Source organism: Oleiphilus sp. HI0043 (assembly GCF_001634935.1).
Map to the genome: position 1 here is coordinate 1 of NZ_LWEY01000202.1, position 19,625 is coordinate 19,625.

Genomic DNA, 19,625 nt, shown 5'->3' on the forward strand with positions numbered 1-19,625 from the left:
ACAAAAAGGCCATTATCGATAAAAAGATTGCCAAGGCAACTGAAGAGCGTGGCGTTCTGATTTTGTTGAAAGGAAATGGCAAAGGCAAAAGTAGCTCCGCCTTTGGCACGATGGCCAGAGCCGTAGGGCATGGTCAGAAAGCCGCGGTCGTTCAGTTTATTAAGGGCCGAAAAGAAACCGGTGAATTCAAACTATTCCGCGACCATGAACGTATCGATTGGCATGTAATGGGGCATGGCTTCACCTGGGAAACCCAAGACAAAGACCAAGATATAGCTGCCGCTCAGAACGCGTGGGAGCTCGCTAAATCGCTGCTAACCGACCCCCAGTACGATATTCTGATTTTTGACGAAATGAGCTACATGTTTAAATACAAATACCTTGAATTGGAACCGGTTCTAGAAGCTCTAAAAAATAGACCTAAACATCAGCATGTCATGATTACGGGGCGAAAGATGCCCGAAGCCTTGGAAGACATCGCCGATACGATCAGCCATATTCAGGATGAGCGTCATGCCTTTCGTCTTGGTGTAAAAGCGCAAGCCGGGATCGAGTTCTAATGAGTGTTCAATCGCCTTCTAAACTCCCTACGGCTTCATGCCCAGCTATGTTCATTGTCGCGCCAAGCTCTGGTGAAGGAAAGACAACAGTAACGGCTGCGATTGCGCGGTCGTATCGAAACAAAGGCAAAAACGTACGGGTATTTAAGACCGGCCCTGATTACCTAGACCCTCAAATTCTGGCGCAAGCTTCTGGTAAGGATGTTGAGCCGCTAGACATGTGGATGGCAGGTGAAGCTTATTGCCAGCAAAAACTGTATGAGGCGGCCGAGGTTTCAGATCTCATTATTATCGAAGGCGCAATGGGCATGTTTGATGGCGAGCCATCAAGTGCTGATCTAGCTGCGCGTTTCAATATACCGGTGGTTATCGTGTTGAACGTGAAAGGCATGGCACAAACGGCGGGTGCCATCGCTACGGGTTTAGCGCGCTATCGTTCAGACATTCATGTGGCTGGCATTATCGCGAACCATTGCAGTACAGCGCGGCACGAAGAGTTGATAAGAGATGCGCTTCCTTCAGATATCCCTTTATTGGCAACGCTAGCGAGAGACGAAGAAGTTACCTTACCAGAACGGCACCTTGGTTTGGTGCAAGCAGATGAAGTGCGTGAAGAGCTTGAAGTACGTTTTGAAAAAGGCGTCTCGTGGATTGGTGAGCAGGCGATTACTCAGTTGCCTGAGCCGGTCGATTTCAAATCCACTTCATTAGCGCGTCCAAGTCGTTTGCTTGAAGGAAAACACATTGCGATTGCTAAGGATGCAGCATTTAGTTTTATTTATGACGCCAATTTGCGGTTGTTAGAGACATTGGGTGCAAGTTACGAATTCTTTTCTCCCATGTCTGATCAACAAGTGCCCGTGGCAGATGCACTTTGGTTGCCTGGTGGATATCCGGAGCTCTATGCGCAAAAACTGAGTCAAAACCGTAGCATGTGCGAGTCCGTTCAAGTATTCCATCGTGCTAATAAACCGGTACTGGCTGAGTGCGGTGGTTTTTTATATTGCCTAGAATCGCTGACTGATCTTGAAGACGCGCGCTATTCTATGGCGGGATTAATGGCGGGCGATGGGGCCATGCGCGGAAAGCGCGGTTGCCAGGGGATGCAGACCGCCGCTTTGCCTGAAGGTGATGTAAGAGCGCATGCGCATCATCGTTCTCGAAGTGCAAATACGCCAGAACCTATTGGCTACGGTAAAAGACAAAGGCATTCGGCGCCGGGTGAAGCAATCTATCGCGAGGGTAGTTTGACGGCTACGTATCTACACTTATTTTTCCCTTCTAATGCAGAAGCCATCGCAGCGTTGTTTTTGGGCGTGACGACATTTTCGGCTACAACAGAAGCTGTTAACCGCACTGAAAATGCGCTTAGTTACAATATGCTCAGCAATAATGAGCAGGCTAGGTAAGCACTATGTGGCCAGAGAGCAGTGAACAAGCAAAACCTTTGCGCAGCGGCTTAACAACCGGCTCTTGCGCGACGGCGTGCTGTGTTGCTGCTGCCCAAGCCTTATTGGCGAACAAACATCCCGATGAGGTTGAGATCACTTTGCCGAAAGGTAAAGTCGTCTCTTTGAAAATCGAAGGGTACGAGTCACTTGAACCTGAAAAGAGTGTACGCACCGCTACCATTAAAGATGCAGGAGATGACCCTGACGCGACTCATGGGGCGCTGGTATTTGTAGAGCTGTACTTAGAGGAAAAACAAGGCGTGCAATTTATCTCAGCGCAAGGCGTGGGAACGGTTACACGAGAAGGTTTGGTGCTTAAGGTCGGCGAACCTGCGATCAATCCCGTACCGCGAGAAATGATGCAGTCACATTTATTGAATGCGGCCAAGGTATACCAATATTCTGGTGGTTTTAAGGTTGCTGTCGGCGTTGAAAACGGTGAAGAAATCGCACTTAAAACCATGAACCCGAGGCTCGGTATTATGGGTGGTTTATCTATTTTGGGAACCACCGGAATAGTTAGGCCGTATTCTTGCGCCGCCTATATTGCATCTATCCATCAAGGTGTAGATGTAGCGGCTGCAAATGGTATCACGCACATTGCGGCTACCACAGGCAGCACCAGCGAAGAAGCGATTAAGACGCGATATGAACTCAACGATATGGGGTTGATTGAAATGGGTGATTTTGTGGGTGCGCTGCTAAAGCACTTGCGAAAAGTACCCACCTCAACATCGCCCATCAAAAAAGTCTCTATTTGTGGTGGGTTCGGAAAAATAAGCAAGCTGGCAAATGGCCACATGGATTTAAATAGCCGTTCTTCGTCCATTGATTTTGAGCAGCTTGCTCGAATCGCGAAAGCGCAGAAGGCAGACCAAAGCGTGCTCGATAAAATCCAAGAAGCGAATACAAGTATGCAGGTATTTCAGATTTGTCGCGATGCCGGGATACTGATTGGCGATGAATTATGTAAAGCAGCACTTAACGAAGCGCGTCGCGTATTGAGAACACTGCCTGATAATACAGTCACCTTGGAGGTGTATTCTGTTGATCGACAAGGCCAATTTATTGGTTTTGCCTCTGAGGAAAGCCCATGAAGATACTCTTGCTGGGCGGAACGGCAGATGCGCGAGTTTTTACGAAGCGCGCCTATGAAAAGGGTTTGTTTAATACTAACGATCATTCGCTTATTTATAGCGTGGCAGGCTTGGTTCGACAACCCGACGTACCCTGCGAAGTCATTTCCGGAGGCTTTACACAGTTCGGTGGTTTAAAGGCATATATTAGATCGGAAGGCATCGGTGCTGTGTTGGATATGACGCATCCATACGCAGCAAAAATGAGTTCAACGGCGATAGATGTATGTAACAGCTTGGCCTTGCCTTATTGGCGATTTTCTCGAGAACCTTGGGTCGCGCAAAAGGGCGATAACTGGATCTCGGTCTCTTCATGGGCTGATGCGGTCACTGAATGTGCCAAATTTAAGAGAATCTTGCTGACTGTCGGGCAGCTGTCTCAAGACGACATGACGCGACTCAGTGATGTTCTAGCGACTCAGGATGAAAGCAAATTAATCTACCGAACCGCCGCGCCATCAAGAGCGTCATTGTCAGGCAGCGTGGAATGGATCAAAGCGATAGGTCCTTTTGATCTTGAGTCAGAGAGAGCCTTATTACAGGTAAATCGAATTGACTGTTTAGTGACTAAAAATAGTGGTGGCGATGCCACGCAAGCGAAATTGGTAGCCGCACGAGAGTTCGGGGTTCAGGTGGTGATGTTGACGCGCCCAAACATATCGCCAGTCAAGCATTTGTTCAGTGACCTTGATGACTGCCTACATCACGTCGAAAGTTCGCTGTCTGATTCTCTCACCCTTGAGGATCAAGATACTGAGCAAAACAATAGCGAAAAAAACGTATAGGAAACCGAGATGCCATTTGATTACGAATTGGACCCGAAAGCGATTGAGCGACAAAGCTTTGAGCTGATTCGCCAGCTAAGCAACTTGAGTTGTTTCGATAAAGAACAACAACAGGTCGTGATGCGTGTCGTACATAGCTTAGGTATGCCCGAGCTGACGGATAAGATTCTGTTTAGCGCAGGTGCTTGCGAAAAAGGCAGAGCGTCCTTGGGTCAGAATAAGCCAATTTTGTGCGATGTGGAGATGGTCAAGCAAGGCGTTACTAAGCGCATGATTGAACGAGAGCCCCTGTGTTTTTTGAACGATAACGACACCATTCAACAGGCTAAACAACTAGGCGAAACAAGGTCGATGGCTGCCTTAAGTTCTTGGACACCCTTCTTGAAAGACAGCGTTGTATTGATAGGGAATGCTCCAACGGCCTTGTTCAGATTACTTGAAATGTTGGAACAAGGCGCAGACAAACCGGCGCTTATCATCGGCATGCCAGTCGGCTTTGTCGGCGCAGCAGAATCTAAAGAAGCGCTTTGGGAAGAACACAAAAAATTAGGCGTGGAGTGTATAACCTTGGCTGGCCGCCAAGGTGGCAGTGCAGTTACCGCCGCGGCTTGTAATGCGCTTTTACGCTGTAATCGCGGGGAGTGGTATTAATGCCCTTACATGTAATTGGCCTTGGCGTTTCGGAGCAAGCGAACTTGGACGAAGTCGCCTTGAGTGCTTTGCAGTCAGCAGATCGTATTATTGGTTCCCAGAGACAGTTAGAGACGGTTCGCTGGTGGATTTCAGAAAGGCAGGTGACTGAGCAGCTTCCTAAGCTCTCTATTTTAAAAGGGCAATTGGCGAGCTATCTGGACGAAGGTGAAACAGTTGCCTTGCTAGCCTCAGGTGATCCGCTATTTTTTGGTATCGGAAAATGGGTACGGCAGAGCTTTTCGGATTTGAGGCAAGATCAACTTTGTTTTCATGCGGGCGTGTCCAGCATTCAAGCCGCTTGCCATCGACTCGGCTGGTCCTTACAAGATGTTGAGGTTATTTCACTGCATGGTCGTCCATTACAATCTTTGACCACTCAGCTCAAACCGCATACATGCTATGTATTGCTCACTGATCAAAATAGTTCTGCGCATGCAATTGCTAAAGAATGCCAACGCCGTGGCTTTGAAATGGCAGCGCTGACGGTCTGCGAAAAGCTTGGTTATTCAGACGAACGGGTACGTCTATTATCAATTGATGAACTCATTGATGGAGAGGCACAAAGCCAACGTTTTGATCCCTTAAATGTCGTGTGTTTACAGACACTTGAATCGACGCAATATACGCCGACATTTCCGGGAATTCCGGATGAGCAGTTTGTGACGGACAAAGCACCCGGTAAAGGCATGATTACCAAGCGTGAAGTTCGCTTAGCGATATTGTCTTTGTTAGAACCGACAACAGACGATTGCATTTGGGATGTTGGGGCAGGTTGCGGTGGTGTTGCCACAGAGCTAGCGTTGTGGGGTAAAGGTGCCCAGGTTCATGCAATCGAGCATCATCCGGAGAGGTTAGACTGCTTGAAGGCGAATCAGCACCGTTTCGCAGTTGAACCAAACTTGTCAATTGTTGAGGGCAGTGCACCTGATATTTGTTCAACTTTGCCCGCGGCTAACAAGGTTTTTGTGGGCGGAAGCGGCGGTCAGTTATTAGACATTCTAAATCTAGCCTGGGAGCAACTACCAGAGCGTGGGATGGTCGTCGCCAGTGCCGTGACCGAACAAACGCGCCAACAACTTTATCAGTTTTACCAATCTCGGTTCAGCGATGAAACAAGCCATGTCGAAACATTTGAGCTGGCCGTTAGTCGCGGCGAAACGCTGGCGGGTGAGTTGTATTACAAACCACAACTACCCGTCACACTTTATAAGTTTGTGAAAGTAGAAAAGACAGCAACGAATGAGGCCTTGGATCATGTCTAACCAGCAGCAGGTCAATCAGAATAAGCTCGGCGCCTTTTATGGTGTTGGCGTTGGGCCGGGTGATCCTGACTTACTAACGATGAAGGCATTCAAAGTAATCCAGAACGCGCCAGTGATCAGCTATCTCAGTGGTGAAACCGGTAGCTCACAAGCGAAAATGATTGCAAGAAACGCGCTGACAGAACGTGAAGAGAGAGCGGCGGATCAGGGTCTTAATGTTCTTGAGGATGTCGTGATCGAGATGCCGATGTCGAAGGATCGTACCTTAGCGAATCACGCTTACGACAGTGGCGCTGTTCGGATAAAAGCGGCGCTTGATGCGGGGCAGGATGTGGCGTTTTTGTGTGAAGGCGACCCCTTATTTTTCGGCTCGTTTGCCTACTTACTTGAGCGGCTTCAGGATGACTACCCCTGTCAGGTGATCCCAGGTATTTCGTCTGTGAATGCTGCTGCCAGCGCGATGATGCAACCGCTTACAATGTTAAAAGAATCGTTTGTTGTGGTCAGTGGCCGTCATCAGGATTCGCAAATAGAGCGAGCCCTTAGCGAGCACGATAGTGTGGTGATCATGAAAGCAGGGCAGGCCCGCCCAAGAATATTGGCATTGCTTGAGCGAACGGGAAGATTAGCCGACGCCACGTATCTTGAATATATCGGCCGAGATAATCAGAAGATTGTGAGCGATATAACTCAATTATCTCCAGAGCAAGGGCCGTATTTTTCTTTGTTTGTGGTTTTACCATCGGCAGATCGTAGCTCAGAGGAGAGAAGTCGTGATTAGAATTTTCGCGTTAACCGAAGCCGGGCGCTGTTTGGCAGAACGCTTAGCAAGCGCAATTAGAACCGATTCAACTGCGCTTACGAATGAAGTCGAGGTGTCGTTTAAACCGCAACCCTTTGCGCAAACGGTGCAAGACTCATTTCGCGCCGGCGAACGACAGATTTTAATCTGTGCCACAGGCATTGTCATGCGAACACTCGCGCCGGTAATGGTGAACAAACATGAAGACCCGCCCGTCCTCGTTCTGGATGAACGTGGCGAATTTGTTATTCCCTTGCTGTCCGGGCATGAAGGTGGCGCGAATGAGTTTGGGCGAATTATTTCGGAAGTACTCAGTGCAAGCTTGGTCTTAACGACGGCGGATCCGTATTTGAAACCAATCTACATCGTGGGCATGGGCTGCGAGCGGCATTGCCCTGAGTCAGAACTTCGTGCCTTGCTAGAACAATGCCTTGTGGAAAAGGGTTTAGAGCTTTCACAGATTAGCGGCATCGCAAGCATTGATATTAAGGCGGACGAACAAGGGTTAATCGATTTGGCGGCATCCCTGGCTTTACCGTATCTCACATGGGACAAAGATCAGTTGGCGACGGTTGAGTCTCAGCTGAGCGTAAAGTCAGATTATATATTCGACACAGTTGGCGTGTATGGGGTCGCTGAATCGGCGGCATTGTATTCGGCACAAAAGACGACGTCTGCGCCAGCGGAGTTGGTTTTATCGAAACAAAAGACAAAGAAAGCCACGTGCGCGATTGCACGGAGCTTTACTAAGACAGCGTCAGATAAGTAATAGTGCTTAGGTCGTATTGGAAAAATAGTTCATTTGAATTAAGAGCAGGAAACAAAATTAGCATGAGTCAGTTATTTGTAGTGGGCACCGGTCCTGGTGATAGATCTCTTGTGGCGCCGAAAGCGCTTAGCGCCATTGGAGCCAGTTCAGATTTGGTCGCGTACGGTTTGTATCTCGACTTGTTAGGTGATGTGTGTGATGGAAAAACACATCACGAGTTACCTTTGGGGGAAGAGATCGGGCGAGCTAAACTCGCCTTAGATCTCGCGGCTAGCGGTAAAACAACCGCCTTGGTTTCGAGTGGCGACATCGGCATTTATGCGATGGCAACGTTGGTGTTTGAATTGTTGGATCAACAACTCTTAAAGCAAGCGCAAGGCGAGGCCTTAGATCATCCAGAATGGCTAGATGTTGAGATAGACGTTGTCCCTGGAATCTCTGCCATGCAAGCGGGCGCAAGCCGTGTCGGCGCCATGCTCGGTCATGATTTTTGTACCGTATCGTTATCTGATTTGCTAACGCCTTGGGAGACGATCGAAAAGCGTATTCATAGCGCTGGCCAAGGTGACTTTGTTATCTCGTTCTATAACCCCGTATCTAAAAAGCGTGATTGGCAGTTGAACCATGCGCGAGACGTTTTGCTCCAGTACCGACCGGCTTCGACGCCCGTTTTGTTGGGGCGCCAATTAACCCGTGAAGACGAGTCCATCACCATTACCACCCTAGATAAGTTAGATGCCAAAGACGTTGATATGTTCACGCTTGTGAGCGTTGGAAACAGCGAATCTCGACATATCGTCAATGGCAAAAAAGAATGGGTTTACACGCCAAGAGGCTATAAGAAAAAACTATGACAGTCTATTTTATTGGAGCCGGTCCGGGTGACCCAGAGCTCATGACCCTAAAAGGCCAGCGTATACTTGAGCGTTGTCCTGTTGTTTTGTACGCCGGTTCATTGATACCCAGAGAGGTCTTGGATTCAGTTGAAGATAAAGCAGAGTTGATTGTCGATACCGCCTCTATCGACTTAGAAGAAATTAGCCAGCACATTGAGAAAGCCCACCAAGAAGGTAAAGACGTTGCGCGGCTTCAATGTGGTGACCCTTCACTTTATGGTGCGATTGGTGAGCAAATTAGACGGCTAGAGCAAGCTGGTATTGATTATGAAATCATACCGGGTGTCAGTGCTGTTGCTGCGTCTGCCGCGTATTTAGGTAAAGAGTTGACCTTGTCTGGCGTTTCTCAAACGCTAATTATGACGCGCTATGAAGGCAAAACTCCGTTTCCTGAGCGAGAGCGGCTTCCGCAGCTGGCACAAAGCGGCGCGACCCTCGCGATCCATCTTGGCGTCACCCGCATCCATAAAATTGTTGGAGAGCTGATTCCGCATTATGGCGAAGACTGCCCTGCAGCTGTGTGTTACAGAACCAGTTGGCCCGATGAAGACAAAGTCACAGGAACATTAAAAGATATCGTCGAAAAAGTACGCGAAAAGAAATTTACTCGAACATCTTTGATCCTGGTCGGTCATGTGTTGGATACCGACGATTTTGCCGATTCTTATCTATATGCCAAAGACAAAGCGCATGTCTATCGGCCCAAGGTTAAACCAGATGTACCGAGACAAGTGAAGCGCTAGCAGCAGAAAACAACACACGTTGTCGGTGAGTTTGATTAAGCACAAAGACAACCAAGATAGAACAACAACGAGAGTACAGCGAGATAAATGATGCAATTAAATAAAATACCTACCACCGTCGTTACTGGCTTTTTAGGAAGTGGTAAAACCACCTTACTATCAAATGTCATTCAGCAAGCTGAAGGCAAACGAATCGCCGTTATTGTCAATGAATTTGGTGAACTTGATATTGATGCGGACCTGCTACGTAGCTGTCCTTTGTCTTGTGAAGAAGATGGTGCTGAAAGTGGTGTTGTTGACTCCGACTCTAGCGCTAACAATGGTATTTACGAACTCGCCAATGGTTGCATTTGCTGTACGGTGGAAGAAGAGTTTCTGCCTGTTATGCAGCAGCTTGTAGAGCGTCGTGATGATATCGATCACATTCTGATTGAGACCAGTGGCTTAGCACTACCCAAGCCCTTAGTGCAGGCATTCAATTGGCCTGGCATTAAAGAATATTGCACCGTCGATGCCGTGGTAACGGTTGTCGATGGTCCAGCGGTGGCATCAGGGCGATTTGCGCACGATGAAGGTAAGGTTCAGGCACAGCGTTTGGCCGATGAAAGTCTTGATCACGACCCTAGCTTGCAAGAACTGTTAGACGATCAATTGAGTGCTGCAGACTTGGTTGTGGTTAGCAAAAATGATTTGCTAGACGCGCCACAACGTCAATTGGTTGAAACGATTGTCGGCAAGCGCGTACCAAGCGAAGTCAAAACGACCTATATCAGTAACGGTGAAGCAGAGCTCAATGCCATCATCGGCATTGATGCTGCGGCTGAAGAGCGTATCGAGCAAATACATAATCACCATGATCATCACCATGCGCACGGCGAACATCACGAGCATGCACATGACCATTTCGATTCGTTTGTGATTCAGATCGGTGAAGTCGATAGCGATAAAATTCAAGCAGCGATACAAAACGTTGTTAGTGACTTCAATATCTTCAGAGTAAAAGGTTTTGCAGCTTTGCCAGGTAAGCCAATGAGACAAGTATTGCAGGCTGTGGGTAAGCGTCTAGACAGTTATTTTGACCGCCCATGGCAAGCAGGCGAGCCAAGAAAAACATCGCTCGTTTTTATCGGAAAAGGCATCGAGAAAGCGGTCATCCAAAGCGTATTAGAAAACGCCCTGGTTTAGGTGGACGGGTTTAGGCAAACAGGTTTAAACGCACCCATTAGACAAGCGATATTGAAAGGCAGAATTTGGTGATTTTTTTATGCATTTGCTAGCAGCTAAACCGGGTGGTTTTGTCGATGATGAAGGTATTATCGATCTCGATCAAAGCCCCGCAGAGGTAGTTATACTGACATCGGCAGACAGTAGTTTGTCTGCACTGTCGTATGCGCTACAAAATATGCACGAAGATCACCAACACGATGTGAACTTTCCGCAAGTGCGTTTGGCGAACTGGATGCAATTGTTAAAGCCTGCTGCGTATGACTTGTATGAGCATAAGGTCTTGGAGTCGGCCCAAGTCGTTGTCGTATCCTTATTGGGTGGCGCGAGTTATTGGGCCTATGGTTTGGAGCGCTTGGTTGACTGGCAGAACGCACAAACACCGGACGCTCCTAGAACCTTAATTGTGGTTCCTGGGGATGATAATCCTGATCCGGACTTATCTGATGCTAGTTCGGTAGTGCCTCAGGATGCGCACCGTGTTTGGCGTTACTTGCGTGAAGGCGGCGTCGAGAATGCCCGACATCTTTATCACTTTATTATTGCGCGTTATGTCAGATTATTAGCTGATCTAACGTTGTCATGGCAAGAGCCGAGGCCCTTACCCAAATGTATGATTTACGAGCCGGGTGTAGAGCAGGGGACCTTATTAGCTTGGCAAGACAAGGTAAGCAATAAGGCTGGCCAAGATAATCCAACCGTAATGCTGTTGTTTTATCGAAGTCATTTGCAAAGCGCTAATACCACGATGTTCGATGCGCTAATTAGTGTCTTGGAACAGCATCAGCTTTCTGTGTTACCCGTTGCGATTAGTTCGCTAAAAGACCCGTCATCACTCTCCTTGGTTAACGCATTAATCGACCAGGCAAATGTACAGTTGGTACTGAATGCGACTGGGTTTGCAACCAATACCGTGGCGAGCCCCGATCTTAGTTCTGAGCCAAGTACTTTCCAATCGCCCTTTGAGAAAGACCTTGTTGTTTTGCAGTTGGTATTGTCAGGTAGTACAGAAGAAGACTGGTTAGCGCATAGCCAAGGCTTGAGAAGCCGAGATTTAGCGATGCAAGTCGTGCTTCCTGAAATGGATGGTAGGATTGCAACCCGTGCACTTAGTTTTAAGAGCGAGAGTTTCTACGACGAGCATGCCCAGTCGAGTATCGTTCAATATGAATTAAATGCTGAACGGGCACATTTCGTAGCGGAATTAGCATGGCGATATTGCCGACTTGCGGTGAAGCCAAATTCAGAAAAACGCATCGGGATGATACTCGCGAATTATCCGACGAAGGATGGCCGGATAGGGAATGGCGTTGGGTTAGACACACCCAATTCAGCCTGCCAAATTCTGAGTGCCTTGGCCGATGCTGGTTACCCCGTTAGCGATATTCCCGAATCGGGAAATGCATTGATCGAAGCATTGCTAACTTCTGTCACCAATAATCCAAATACCTTGCACCATTTGCCATGTTGGCAAAGTCTTTGTGTCGAGACCTATAAGAAGCTGTTTTCTGCGTTACCCGAATCGTCACAGAAAGCAGTAATAGATCAGTGGGGACAGCCAGAGGACGACAACAAGTTTCGGCAAGGGCGACTGATGATATCGGGTATTCGTTTGGGCGAGATCTTTGTTGGTATTCAACCTGCACGAGGATTCAATATTGATCTGGTCGCAAACTACCATGACCCGGATTTGATCCCACCGCACAACTACTTAGCTTTCTATTTTTGGCTGAGACATGTCTATAAGGTGGAAGCGGTGATTCATGTTGGTAAACATGGCAATCTGGAATGGTTACCCGGAAAAGGCTCGGCCTTATCATCAGAATGTTGGCCTGATATTGCGCTTGGCCCTATGCCGCATTTTTATCCGTTTATTGTGAATGACCCAGGTGAGGGTGCTCAAGCAAAGAGGCGAACCCAAGCGGCCATTATCGATCATCTAATGCCACCCATGACAAGGGCTGAAACCTATGGACCACTAGCCGAGTTAGAGTCGCTAGTCGATGAGTATTACCAGGCAATGGGAATGGACGACAAGCGCGAAGTCTATCTCCGAAAAGCGATTTTGGATCAGGTAAAAGATAGCAATGTGCTAGACGAACTTGGCACTGAAGATACGTCAGATGAAGACGCTGTACTAAATCGGCTCGATGCGTATTTATGTGACATCAAGGAAGCGCAGATACGACATGGTCTGCATATACTAGGGGTGCTGCCAAACAAGGAGAAGCTTTCGGATACGATAGTGGCCTTACTGCGCTTGCCTCGTGGTGGTGAGAAACACAGTCAGGGAATTCTTCATAACCTGGTTCTGGATTTAGATATTAAAGGTGACGATGATCTATTTGATCCACTGTCTGCAGGTGCGGAAGCTTGGGAGGGCACGAGACCTGAATGCTTAGCCGAACTAGATGAAGGACTTTGGCGTACCGAAGCGGATACACGTGAGCGACTAGAACTGCTTGCCAAAAAGCTAGTAGAAACCTATGTCTTGTCTGACGAATCAATTCCGTTGCTTGCGCAATTACCTTCTACACTAGCGCAGCTCAATTATACAAAAGACGTGCTCTTAGCTGCGTTGAGAAAAAGTGCAGAACTGGAGTTGGGCTCAATCATCAAGGGCTTAAGAGGTAAGCGCATTGACCCTGGCCCGAGTGGCGCACCAACGCGAGGAAGATTGGATACCTTGCCGACAGGGCGTAATTTCTTTTCCGTTGATAATCGTGCCATACCGTCCCCGGCGGCGTGGGAAATAGGAAAGCGTTCGGCCCAAGCTTTGATCGAACGTCATCTTCAAGCGCATGGTGATTATCCCAAACAGCTAGGTTTGTCAGTTTGGGGTACGGCAACCATGCGAACCGGTGGCGATGATATCGCTCAGGCTTTTGCTCTGATGGGCGTCGAACCTATTTGGGCGCCGGGATCTAACCGTGTTGTTGATTTTAAAGTGCTGAGCACCCAATTGCTGCAACGACCTCGTGTCGATGTGACCTTGCGGGTCTCGGGCTTTTTCAGAGATGCATTTCCTAACGTCATGAAATTATTTGATGCGGCCGTGCAAACGATTGTCGATATCGAAGAACCTGGAAACGAGAACATCATTCAACAGCATGTGTTAGAGCGTATCGATGAACTAACACTGACGGGGTTAAATGCCGATTTGGCTAGAAGGCAGGCGAGTTATCGTGTGTTTGGTAGTAAGCCCGGCGCTTATGGTGCGGGTCTACAGGGCTTGATAGACGAGCGTTGTTGGGAGCAAAAGAGTGATCTAGCCGATGCCTATCTGAATTGGGGTGGCTATGCCTACGGTAACGAGGCGGGAGACGGTGTCGATGCCAAGGAAGCTTTCCGTTTTCGATTGTCGCAATTAGAGGTGGTTTCGCAAAACCAGGATAATAGAGAGCACGACATCTTGGACTCTGATGATTATTACCAGTTCCAAGGGGGCATGAGCAACGCGGTTGAAGTGTTCTCGGGGGATGCACCAACGGTGTATCACAATGACCATTCCAACCCGTCATCTCCTAAGATTAGAACCTTGAAAGAGGAGCTGAACCGGGTTGTCCGTTCGCGAGTGTTAAACCCTAAATGGATTCATGCGATGCGAGAGCATGGTTACAAAGGTGCCTTTGAGATGGGGGCGAGCATTGATTATATGTTCGCCTATGATGCCACCACCAATCTGATTGATGATTATCAATACGAGGCCGTGACTGATACCTTGATACTCGACTCGGATAACCTCAATTTTCTCTTGGAGAACAACCCCTCTGTGCTTGAAGAAATGGCAGAACGCTTATTAGAAGCGACGCAACGTGGGCTTTGGGGTGCTCCTGGCCAGTATCCGGAAAAATTACAGGATGTGCTCTTGGCTTTGGATGAAAAGCAGGAGCAGGCATGATGAGTAGAGTTGACGACCGAATTCTTCATGGGGGAGATCTCGAAACGGCATCAAAATGCTATGGTGTCCCTATAGAAAAGTGGATTGACCTCTCGACGGGCATTAGCCCTATGCATTACCCAGACGTGGATATATCTACAGAGTACTTAACTCGAATGCCATATCAGAAGGATAATTTTCGCAGCGCCGTTCGAGGCTATTACGGGCAGCATGATTTCTTTGCGACAAATGGCTCACAACAAACTATTGCTTCGCTGCCAAAGTGCCTGAAGAATTTTCCGATTGTCTTGCCTGATATCGGTTATCAAGAGCACGCCGAGGCCTGGCGTCAGCATGGGGCGGAGTTGGTTTATTATCCATCGAACAACGTTGATGACGCAAAAAAAGTCATAGAAAAACGGCTTGCATCTGGCGACGCATTTCATTTGCTGGTGATAAATCCAAACAACCCCACATGCATCACTTTCTCACCCGAAACATTGAAGTATTGGTCATCACAACTTACTGAGGGCGCTGCGTTAATCGTGGATGAAGCGTTTGCAGACCTCTGTCCTGAGCAAAGTGTTTTGGGTGCTAATTTTGCAGCGAATATGGTGGTATTAAGATCATTCGGTAAATTCTTTGGCTTACCAGGCTTGAGGCTCGGTTTTGTTTTTGCGGGCCAAACGCTTTTGCATGAGATGAAGGCTTTCATTGGTGTTTGGGATGTCAATGGGCCTGCCCAAGAAATAGCGACTCGAGCGTTTCTTGATGCGCAATGGCAAGCTGACGCGCGCCAGCGATACCTCGACTTGTCTCGAGATAACCAAAAGCTGTGGCAAGGTTTATTTATTCAATTGCGAGAACAAGGGGGCGATGTATCAGAAGCCCACCAATTGTTGTTTTCGACCTATACCCTCGAAGATGAAAAAGCAAAACGACTATTCGAAGTGTTTGCACAGCACGGTGTTTTACTTCGATTAATCAAAATCGGTAAAGGGCATTCTTTAATTAGGATAGGCTTTGTCGATATACAAAACGTCCAACAAGTGACGGAACTAAATCATAAAATTAAACAAAGCATGCACGCATTAAAAAAATATTTTGCTGGCACCGCAAACGACATACAAATGGAGAGGCAATATGGCTGATCAATCAGTGGAAGTAAAACGTGGCATTATGGTCTGTGGCCATGGCAGTCGAGACAAAGGCGCAGAGCGTGAATTTGGGCGTGTCGCAGCAGGACTAAAAAAACGATTTCCAGATATGCCTGTCGAATATGGCTTTTTGGAGTTCTCCGCACCCAACATTCATATGGGTCTAAACTCGTTAATTGATCAAGGTGTCGAAGAGATCTACGCGGTTCCAGGAATGTTGTTTGCCGCAACTCACGCAAAGAACGACATTCCATCTGTATTGACGACATTCGAAGAGAAAAAGGGGAACGTGAAAGTCGCTTACGGCAATGAACTCGGCTTGCACGAAGCGATGATCGAGGCGTTTCAAGCAAGAATATATGAGTCACTCGGGCTAGACTCCAACAACCCTCCAGATCAACTTTATGACACTATGCTAGTGGTTGTAGGGCGCGGAACGTCAGATACCATGGCAAACGCGGAAGTGGCTAAACTGACTCGAATCGTCAATGAGAATATGGGTTTTGGCTGGGCTGATACGGTTTACTCAGGGGTAACCTACCCATCGGTTGGAGAAGGCTTGGAGCGATTGGTAAAACTCGGTTTTAAAAAAATAGTGGTGGCACCGTATTTTCTGTTCACAGGCAGGTTAATTAAACGTATTTACGGATATGTAGACCATGTCGCCGGACAGTTTCCTGATAGCGAGTTCATTAAGACGCCTTATCTTAATGATCATGAAAAAGTTATCGATGCATTTGAAGTTCGTGTGCGTGAAATTATGACGAATCAGTTACTGCCAGAAAACTTAATGTCATCGTTCAAGCGGAGGCTGGCGGCAGGAGAGGTTGACGTGCATCACCATCATGCTGAATTTGACCCGAATAATCCAAATGGCAGCGTGTCTGAAAGCAGTCATTCGCACGATGACTCACCTAGTCATGAACATTCACACGGTCATTCTCATGACCACTCACACTCTCATGGCCACTCTCATGGCCACTCACATAGTCATGGGCATTCCCATGGCGTTTACAAACATATCGGACACCCAATGGGGCCACGAACCATGATAGGTGACGGGATTTGTAATTGTTTCATGAGACAATTTCCTCAAGAAATACTCGATGAAGAAAAAGAGAAAATAGCTAGCGCCAGTGATAAAACGCCGCTTGCGCATCGCCAATAGCCGTAAGGATGATGAGATGGGCTCTAAGTCATGAGTAAGTCGTTCAGTTATCCTGAAGCCGATAAAAAGGCAATATACCGCGTTATGGCTGAGCGCAGGGATATGCGCCATTTTAATGGTCAGCCGCTAGAAGAAACTACGCTCGGTAGAATTCTTGCGGCAGCTCACTTGGCGCCTAGTGTTGGATTAATGCAGCCTTGGCGTTTTATCCGAATCAAGAATTACGATATTAAGCACTCAATTCATTTACTCGTGGATAAAGAGCGAAAATTTACTGCGCAAGCCCTAGGAGAGCGTGAGCAAGATTTTCTCAAACTGAAGGTAGAGGGCATACTTCAATGTTCAGAAGTAATTGTAGCTGCGTTGCCTGACAAACGCGATGAACATATATTTGGAAGACGGACCTTGCCAGAAATGGATCTGGCATCCTTATCCTGCGCCATTCAAAATATGTGGCTAGCCGCTCGCGCCGAAGGTGTAGGCATGGGATGGGTATCTTTGTTTGAACCGGAGGACCTTAAACAGCTTCTTGAAATGCCTCAAGGAAGCCATCCCGTTGCGATTCTGTGTATTGGTCATGTTGATGGGTTCTATGAGAAACCGATGCTCGTGATGGAAAAATGGTCAGAAAAATTCGACTTGAATGAGCTGGTTTTTGAGAACTTCTGGGGAAAAAGTTAGGCTAGATAAAATGAAACATAATTAGCTTTGTCACCTTACTCAAGGGTGATCTAATTGTTTAAGATCACTTTTATATTTTCGTAGGTGAAGTTCGAACTGCAACATCTTATAGAATTAGTTCGTCGATAACGAACGTCTGTTCGAAATTAGCGTTTACTCAGAGGGGCGGATCCTTGGTGGGCGCCACTAACAATCACCCCATGCTGCCGACCTTGGTCCGTCATATGGCTCTAAGTTTAGCCAATACTGGACCGTCAAGATATCTTGCTTAGTGAGTATCGTATGCTTAATTGAGTGCACAATATACCTCTTAGGAGATTGTTCGGATGCGATCCGTCCAACACCATCGAGCCTATCCCAACCGTGGTCATCAAACCTTTCTCCGACCGAAACTGGTAGAAAAGGTGTATTGGATATAAACATTGCAACAGGTGTGTGCTCTCCACTTGTATCGCAAAGGTATAATTCGTACTTTGTCATCTAGGCGTACCCAACAGTTTATTCTATAAGACTGGAGGCGCATCAAGGCCTCTTAATCATTTTGCCATATTTGGTAACTATAATTTATGTTGGACACGAAGTCTTGAGTGAAAACTAGCTTAAAACTACTAGGGATTTTCGGGAAATAGATATTCCCCTCGGGCTCAATGTCGATAGTTGAAATATGTAAGGTATCAACTTTGCCGATTAAGCTGTTATATATTTCGCCGCCACCACATACAATTGCATGATCTGTTATTTTCTCTAAATGGATTAGAGCATCTTCGATCGTTGAAAATACTAAGACATTCTTATCATCTGATGTGAAGCTTGAACGGGTTACGACAGCATATCTACGATTAGGCAAAGCTCCCATAGACGTGAAGGTTTTTCGTCCGACTAAAAGCCACTGATTATAGGTGACTGCCTTAAATAGTAACTGCTCTCCTTTTGCGCTCCACGGTATATCTGGGCCGTTCCCTATGACTCCATTCTTTGATATTGCTGCCATTAGCGATAATTTCACGAAACTTCCTTCGGTTGTAAAATTGTATAAACAGAGTTGATCTCTTTGTGACTACAGCGCTGCTTTTTTGTGCGGTAGGAAAGGGGTTTTTAAGTATATTATGTAGCTAACGAAGCCTCAATAACCGCTAATGCTTTGATGCTAAGTTGAAATTCTAACATTGCTTTAGCTCTCTCAAAACTGAACCAGCCAAACTCACAATGTTCGCTGGATAATATTGGGTCGGTACTTACAGGCGCAGAGAAAACGAATTCTTGAATAGTATTGTGCTCTCTTGCGTACTTTGATTGCCACTCTGGTTTAATAGCGTATTCATACTGGTAGATTGACTTACCAATATTTGAGATGCATATACCTGACTCTTCGAAAACTTCTCGGATCGCAGCTTTTTGAAGGCTCTCGCCTAGCTCTTTCCCCCCAGTAACACTTTGCCAAAAACCAGAAAGAGCTAAGTCTGGGCGAGGTACCCGCTTTAACAACAGATACTGTCTTTGGTTTCTAGTTTCTCGATAAAGAAATACACTGACTGAAATTGGTTCTCGCATAAATACCCGTACTTTGCACATAAAGCGAATGTTGAAATGTATCTTGTAGCTATGATTTACCAATTGTCTTTGAGGTTTCCAATCAATATGTTGGTTTGTTTTTTACAGCTAAAAAATATCTTTGGTGAGAGTATTCAAAGGGATAACCTTTTACAACAGTTTCAATGAGAAAAGAGCGTTTTAGGTCGAGTGTAAGCATTGGCTCAATTTTAAAACTGGCTGCATTACCCTTATCTAAATAAGTGATTAAAACGGTAATTTTGCATACGTACTTGTAATCCTGGTATGTTGTCAGTCGAAAATATCTTGGAGCTAATAAACTAGCGCTTTGTGCTCAGGCTGTGTGAAAACTGTGGTTCAGTTTTTGCTGTGAGCAGATCATAAATATACGCAAGTATCATTTTCGAATTAACAAGTTTGGTATAATTCTCAACAGCTTAAAAACAAGGAAGTGAGCTGTTATGTCCCACCATATTAAGGGTAAAAGCCGATCTCAGGCGACATTTTTCCCTGAAGTCCTCGATGACTTCGTCAGTACTGAAAACCCTGTCAGAGTGATTGATGTTTTTGTTGATGAGCTCGACTTAAACGAACTTGGCTTTAAAGGTGTTGTCCCAAAAGATACAGGGCGTCCCAATTATCACCCAGCAATGCTACTTAAGTTATACCTCTACGGCTACCTGAACCGAATTCAATCCTCACGCCGATTAGAGCGAGAAGCTAACCGCAATATCGAACTAATGTGGTTAACTGAGAGACTTGCACCAGACTTCAAAACCATTGCAGATTTTAGGAAGAATAACGGTAAAGGGATTAAACAGTGCTGTCGAACGTTCATCGATTTGTGTCGTCAGATGAACATGTTTA

At 46.8% G+C, this 19,625-nt stretch carries 19 protein-coding genes; 16 read left to right on the top strand and 3 right to left on the bottom strand.

Annotation, left to right across the window (positions count from 1 at the left end; translation table 11 throughout):
* The 15 genes from cobO to bluB form a co-directional block, all read left to right on the top strand.
* Positions 1 to 560: cob(I)yrinic acid a,c-diamide adenosyltransferase (gene cobO / locus A3729_RS03325; RefSeq protein WP_068633158.1), on the top strand; the 560-nt coding region annotated here is incomplete at its 5' end.
* Positions 560 to 1,969 (top strand): cobyrinate a,c-diamide synthase, encoded by a 1,410-nt coding sequence (locus A3729_RS03330; RefSeq protein WP_068509163.1) that lies wholly within the window; start codon positions 560 to 562, stop codon positions 1,967 to 1,969. The genes cobO and A3729_RS03330, both read left to right, overlap by 1 nt.
* 5 nt (positions 1,970 to 1,974) lie before the next feature.
* Positions 1,975 to 3,108, top strand: coding sequence for a cobalt-precorrin-5B (C(1))-methyltransferase (locus A3729_RS03335; RefSeq protein WP_068553736.1), 1,134 nt, complete (start codon positions 1,975 to 1,977; stop codon positions 3,106 to 3,108).
* Positions 3,105 to 3,932, top strand: a complete 828-nt coding sequence (gene cobK, locus A3729_RS03340) for a precorrin-6A reductase (RefSeq protein ID WP_068511645.1) — start codon at positions 3,105 to 3,107, stop codon at positions 3,930 to 3,932. Before A3729_RS03335 ends, cobK begins: the two co-directional genes overlap by 4 nt.
* Before the next feature lie 9 nt (positions 3,933 to 3,941).
* Complete coding sequence (locus tag A3729_RS03345) at positions 3,942 to 4,583, top strand: precorrin-8X methylmutase (RefSeq protein WP_068511648.1); 642 nt, start codon at positions 3,942 to 3,944, stop codon at positions 4,581 to 4,583.
* On the top strand, positions 4,583 to 5,887 hold the full coding sequence (gene cbiE / locus A3729_RS03350) for a precorrin-6y C5,15-methyltransferase (decarboxylating) subunit CbiE (protein ID WP_068511651.1): 1,305 nt from the start codon (positions 4,583 to 4,585) through the stop codon (positions 5,885 to 5,887). The genes A3729_RS03345 and cbiE overlap by 1 nt, the downstream gene beginning before the upstream one ends.
* Positions 5,880 to 6,668 (top strand): precorrin-2 C(20)-methyltransferase, encoded by a 789-nt coding sequence (gene cobI, locus A3729_RS03355; protein WP_068511653.1) that lies wholly within the window; start codon positions 5,880 to 5,882, stop codon positions 6,666 to 6,668. The genes cbiE and cobI overlap by 8 nt, the downstream gene beginning before the upstream one ends.
* Positions 6,661 to 7,458, top strand: a complete 798-nt coding sequence (locus tag A3729_RS03360) for a cobalamin biosynthesis protein (RefSeq protein ID WP_068511655.1) — start codon at positions 6,661 to 6,663, stop codon at positions 7,456 to 7,458. Before cobI ends, A3729_RS03360 begins: the two co-directional genes overlap by 8 nt.
* Before the next feature lie 62 nt (positions 7,459 to 7,520).
* Positions 7,521 to 8,312 carry a precorrin-3B C(17)-methyltransferase gene (gene cobJ, locus A3729_RS03365; RefSeq protein WP_068553735.1) on the top strand — a complete coding sequence of 264 codons (792 nt, stop codon included), beginning with the start codon at positions 7,521 to 7,523 and terminating at the stop codon, positions 8,310 to 8,312.
* Complete coding sequence (cobM, locus tag A3729_RS03370) at positions 8,309 to 9,097, top strand: precorrin-4 C(11)-methyltransferase (protein ID WP_068515059.1); 789 nt, start codon at positions 8,309 to 8,311, stop codon at positions 9,095 to 9,097. Before cobJ ends, cobM begins: the two co-directional genes overlap by 4 nt.
* Before the next feature lie 90 nt (positions 9,098 to 9,187).
* Positions 9,188 to 10,282, top strand: coding sequence for a cobalamin biosynthesis protein CobW (cobW, locus tag A3729_RS03375; protein WP_068515065.1), 1,095 nt, complete (start codon positions 9,188 to 9,190; stop codon positions 10,280 to 10,282).
* 79 nt (positions 10,283 to 10,361) lie between these two features.
* Positions 10,362 to 14,222: a cobaltochelatase subunit CobN gene (cobN, locus tag A3729_RS03380; protein WP_068515056.1), complete on the top strand. Its 3,861-nt coding sequence runs from the start codon at positions 10,362 to 10,364 to the stop codon at positions 14,220 to 14,222.
* Positions 14,219 to 15,352 carry an aminotransferase class I/II-fold pyridoxal phosphate-dependent enzyme gene (locus A3729_RS03385; protein ID WP_068515053.1) on the top strand — a complete coding sequence of 378 codons (1,134 nt, stop codon included), beginning with the start codon at positions 14,219 to 14,221 and terminating at the stop codon, positions 15,350 to 15,352. The genes cobN and A3729_RS03385 overlap by 4 nt, the downstream gene beginning before the upstream one ends.
* Positions 15,345 to 16,526, top strand: a complete 1,182-nt coding sequence (locus A3729_RS03390) for a sirohydrochlorin chelatase (RefSeq protein ID WP_068515050.1) — start codon at positions 15,345 to 15,347, stop codon at positions 16,524 to 16,526. Before A3729_RS03385 ends, A3729_RS03390 begins: the two co-directional genes overlap by 8 nt.
* 30 nt (positions 16,527 to 16,556) lie before the next feature.
* Positions 16,557 to 17,207 (top strand): 5,6-dimethylbenzimidazole synthase, encoded by a 651-nt coding sequence (gene bluB / locus A3729_RS03395; protein WP_068515048.1) that lies wholly within the window; start codon positions 16,557 to 16,559, stop codon positions 17,205 to 17,207.
* A gap of 186 nt (positions 17,208 to 17,393) precedes the next feature.
* Here bluB and A3729_RS03400 read toward each other — a convergent pair whose 3' ends face one another.
* The 3 genes from A3729_RS03400 to A3729_RS03410 form a co-directional block, all read right to left on the bottom strand.
* Positions 17,394 to 17,687 carry a hypothetical protein gene (locus A3729_RS03400; protein ID WP_068515045.1) on the bottom strand — a complete coding sequence of 98 codons (294 nt, stop codon included), beginning with the start codon at positions 17,685 to 17,687 and terminating at the stop codon, positions 17,394 to 17,396.
* 52 nt (positions 17,688 to 17,739) lie between these two features.
* Entirely contained in the window at positions 17,740 to 18,213 is a 474-nt protein-coding gene (gene dfrA, locus A3729_RS03405; protein ID WP_068507422.1) for a trimethoprim-resistant dihydrofolate reductase DfrA, read from the bottom strand.
* A 98-nt stretch (positions 18,214 to 18,311) separates the two neighbouring features.
* Positions 18,312 to 18,758 (bottom strand): NUDIX pyrophosphatase, encoded by a 447-nt coding sequence (locus tag A3729_RS03410; RefSeq protein ID WP_068515042.1) that lies wholly within the window; start codon positions 18,756 to 18,758, stop codon positions 18,312 to 18,314.
* A 461-nt stretch (positions 18,759 to 19,219) separates the two neighbouring features.
* Here A3729_RS03410 and A3729_RS03415 point away from each other — a divergent pair.
* A partial coding sequence (locus tag A3729_RS03415; protein ID WP_197475518.1) for a transposase occupies positions 19,220 to 19,625 on the top strand: 406 nt, incomplete at its 3' end.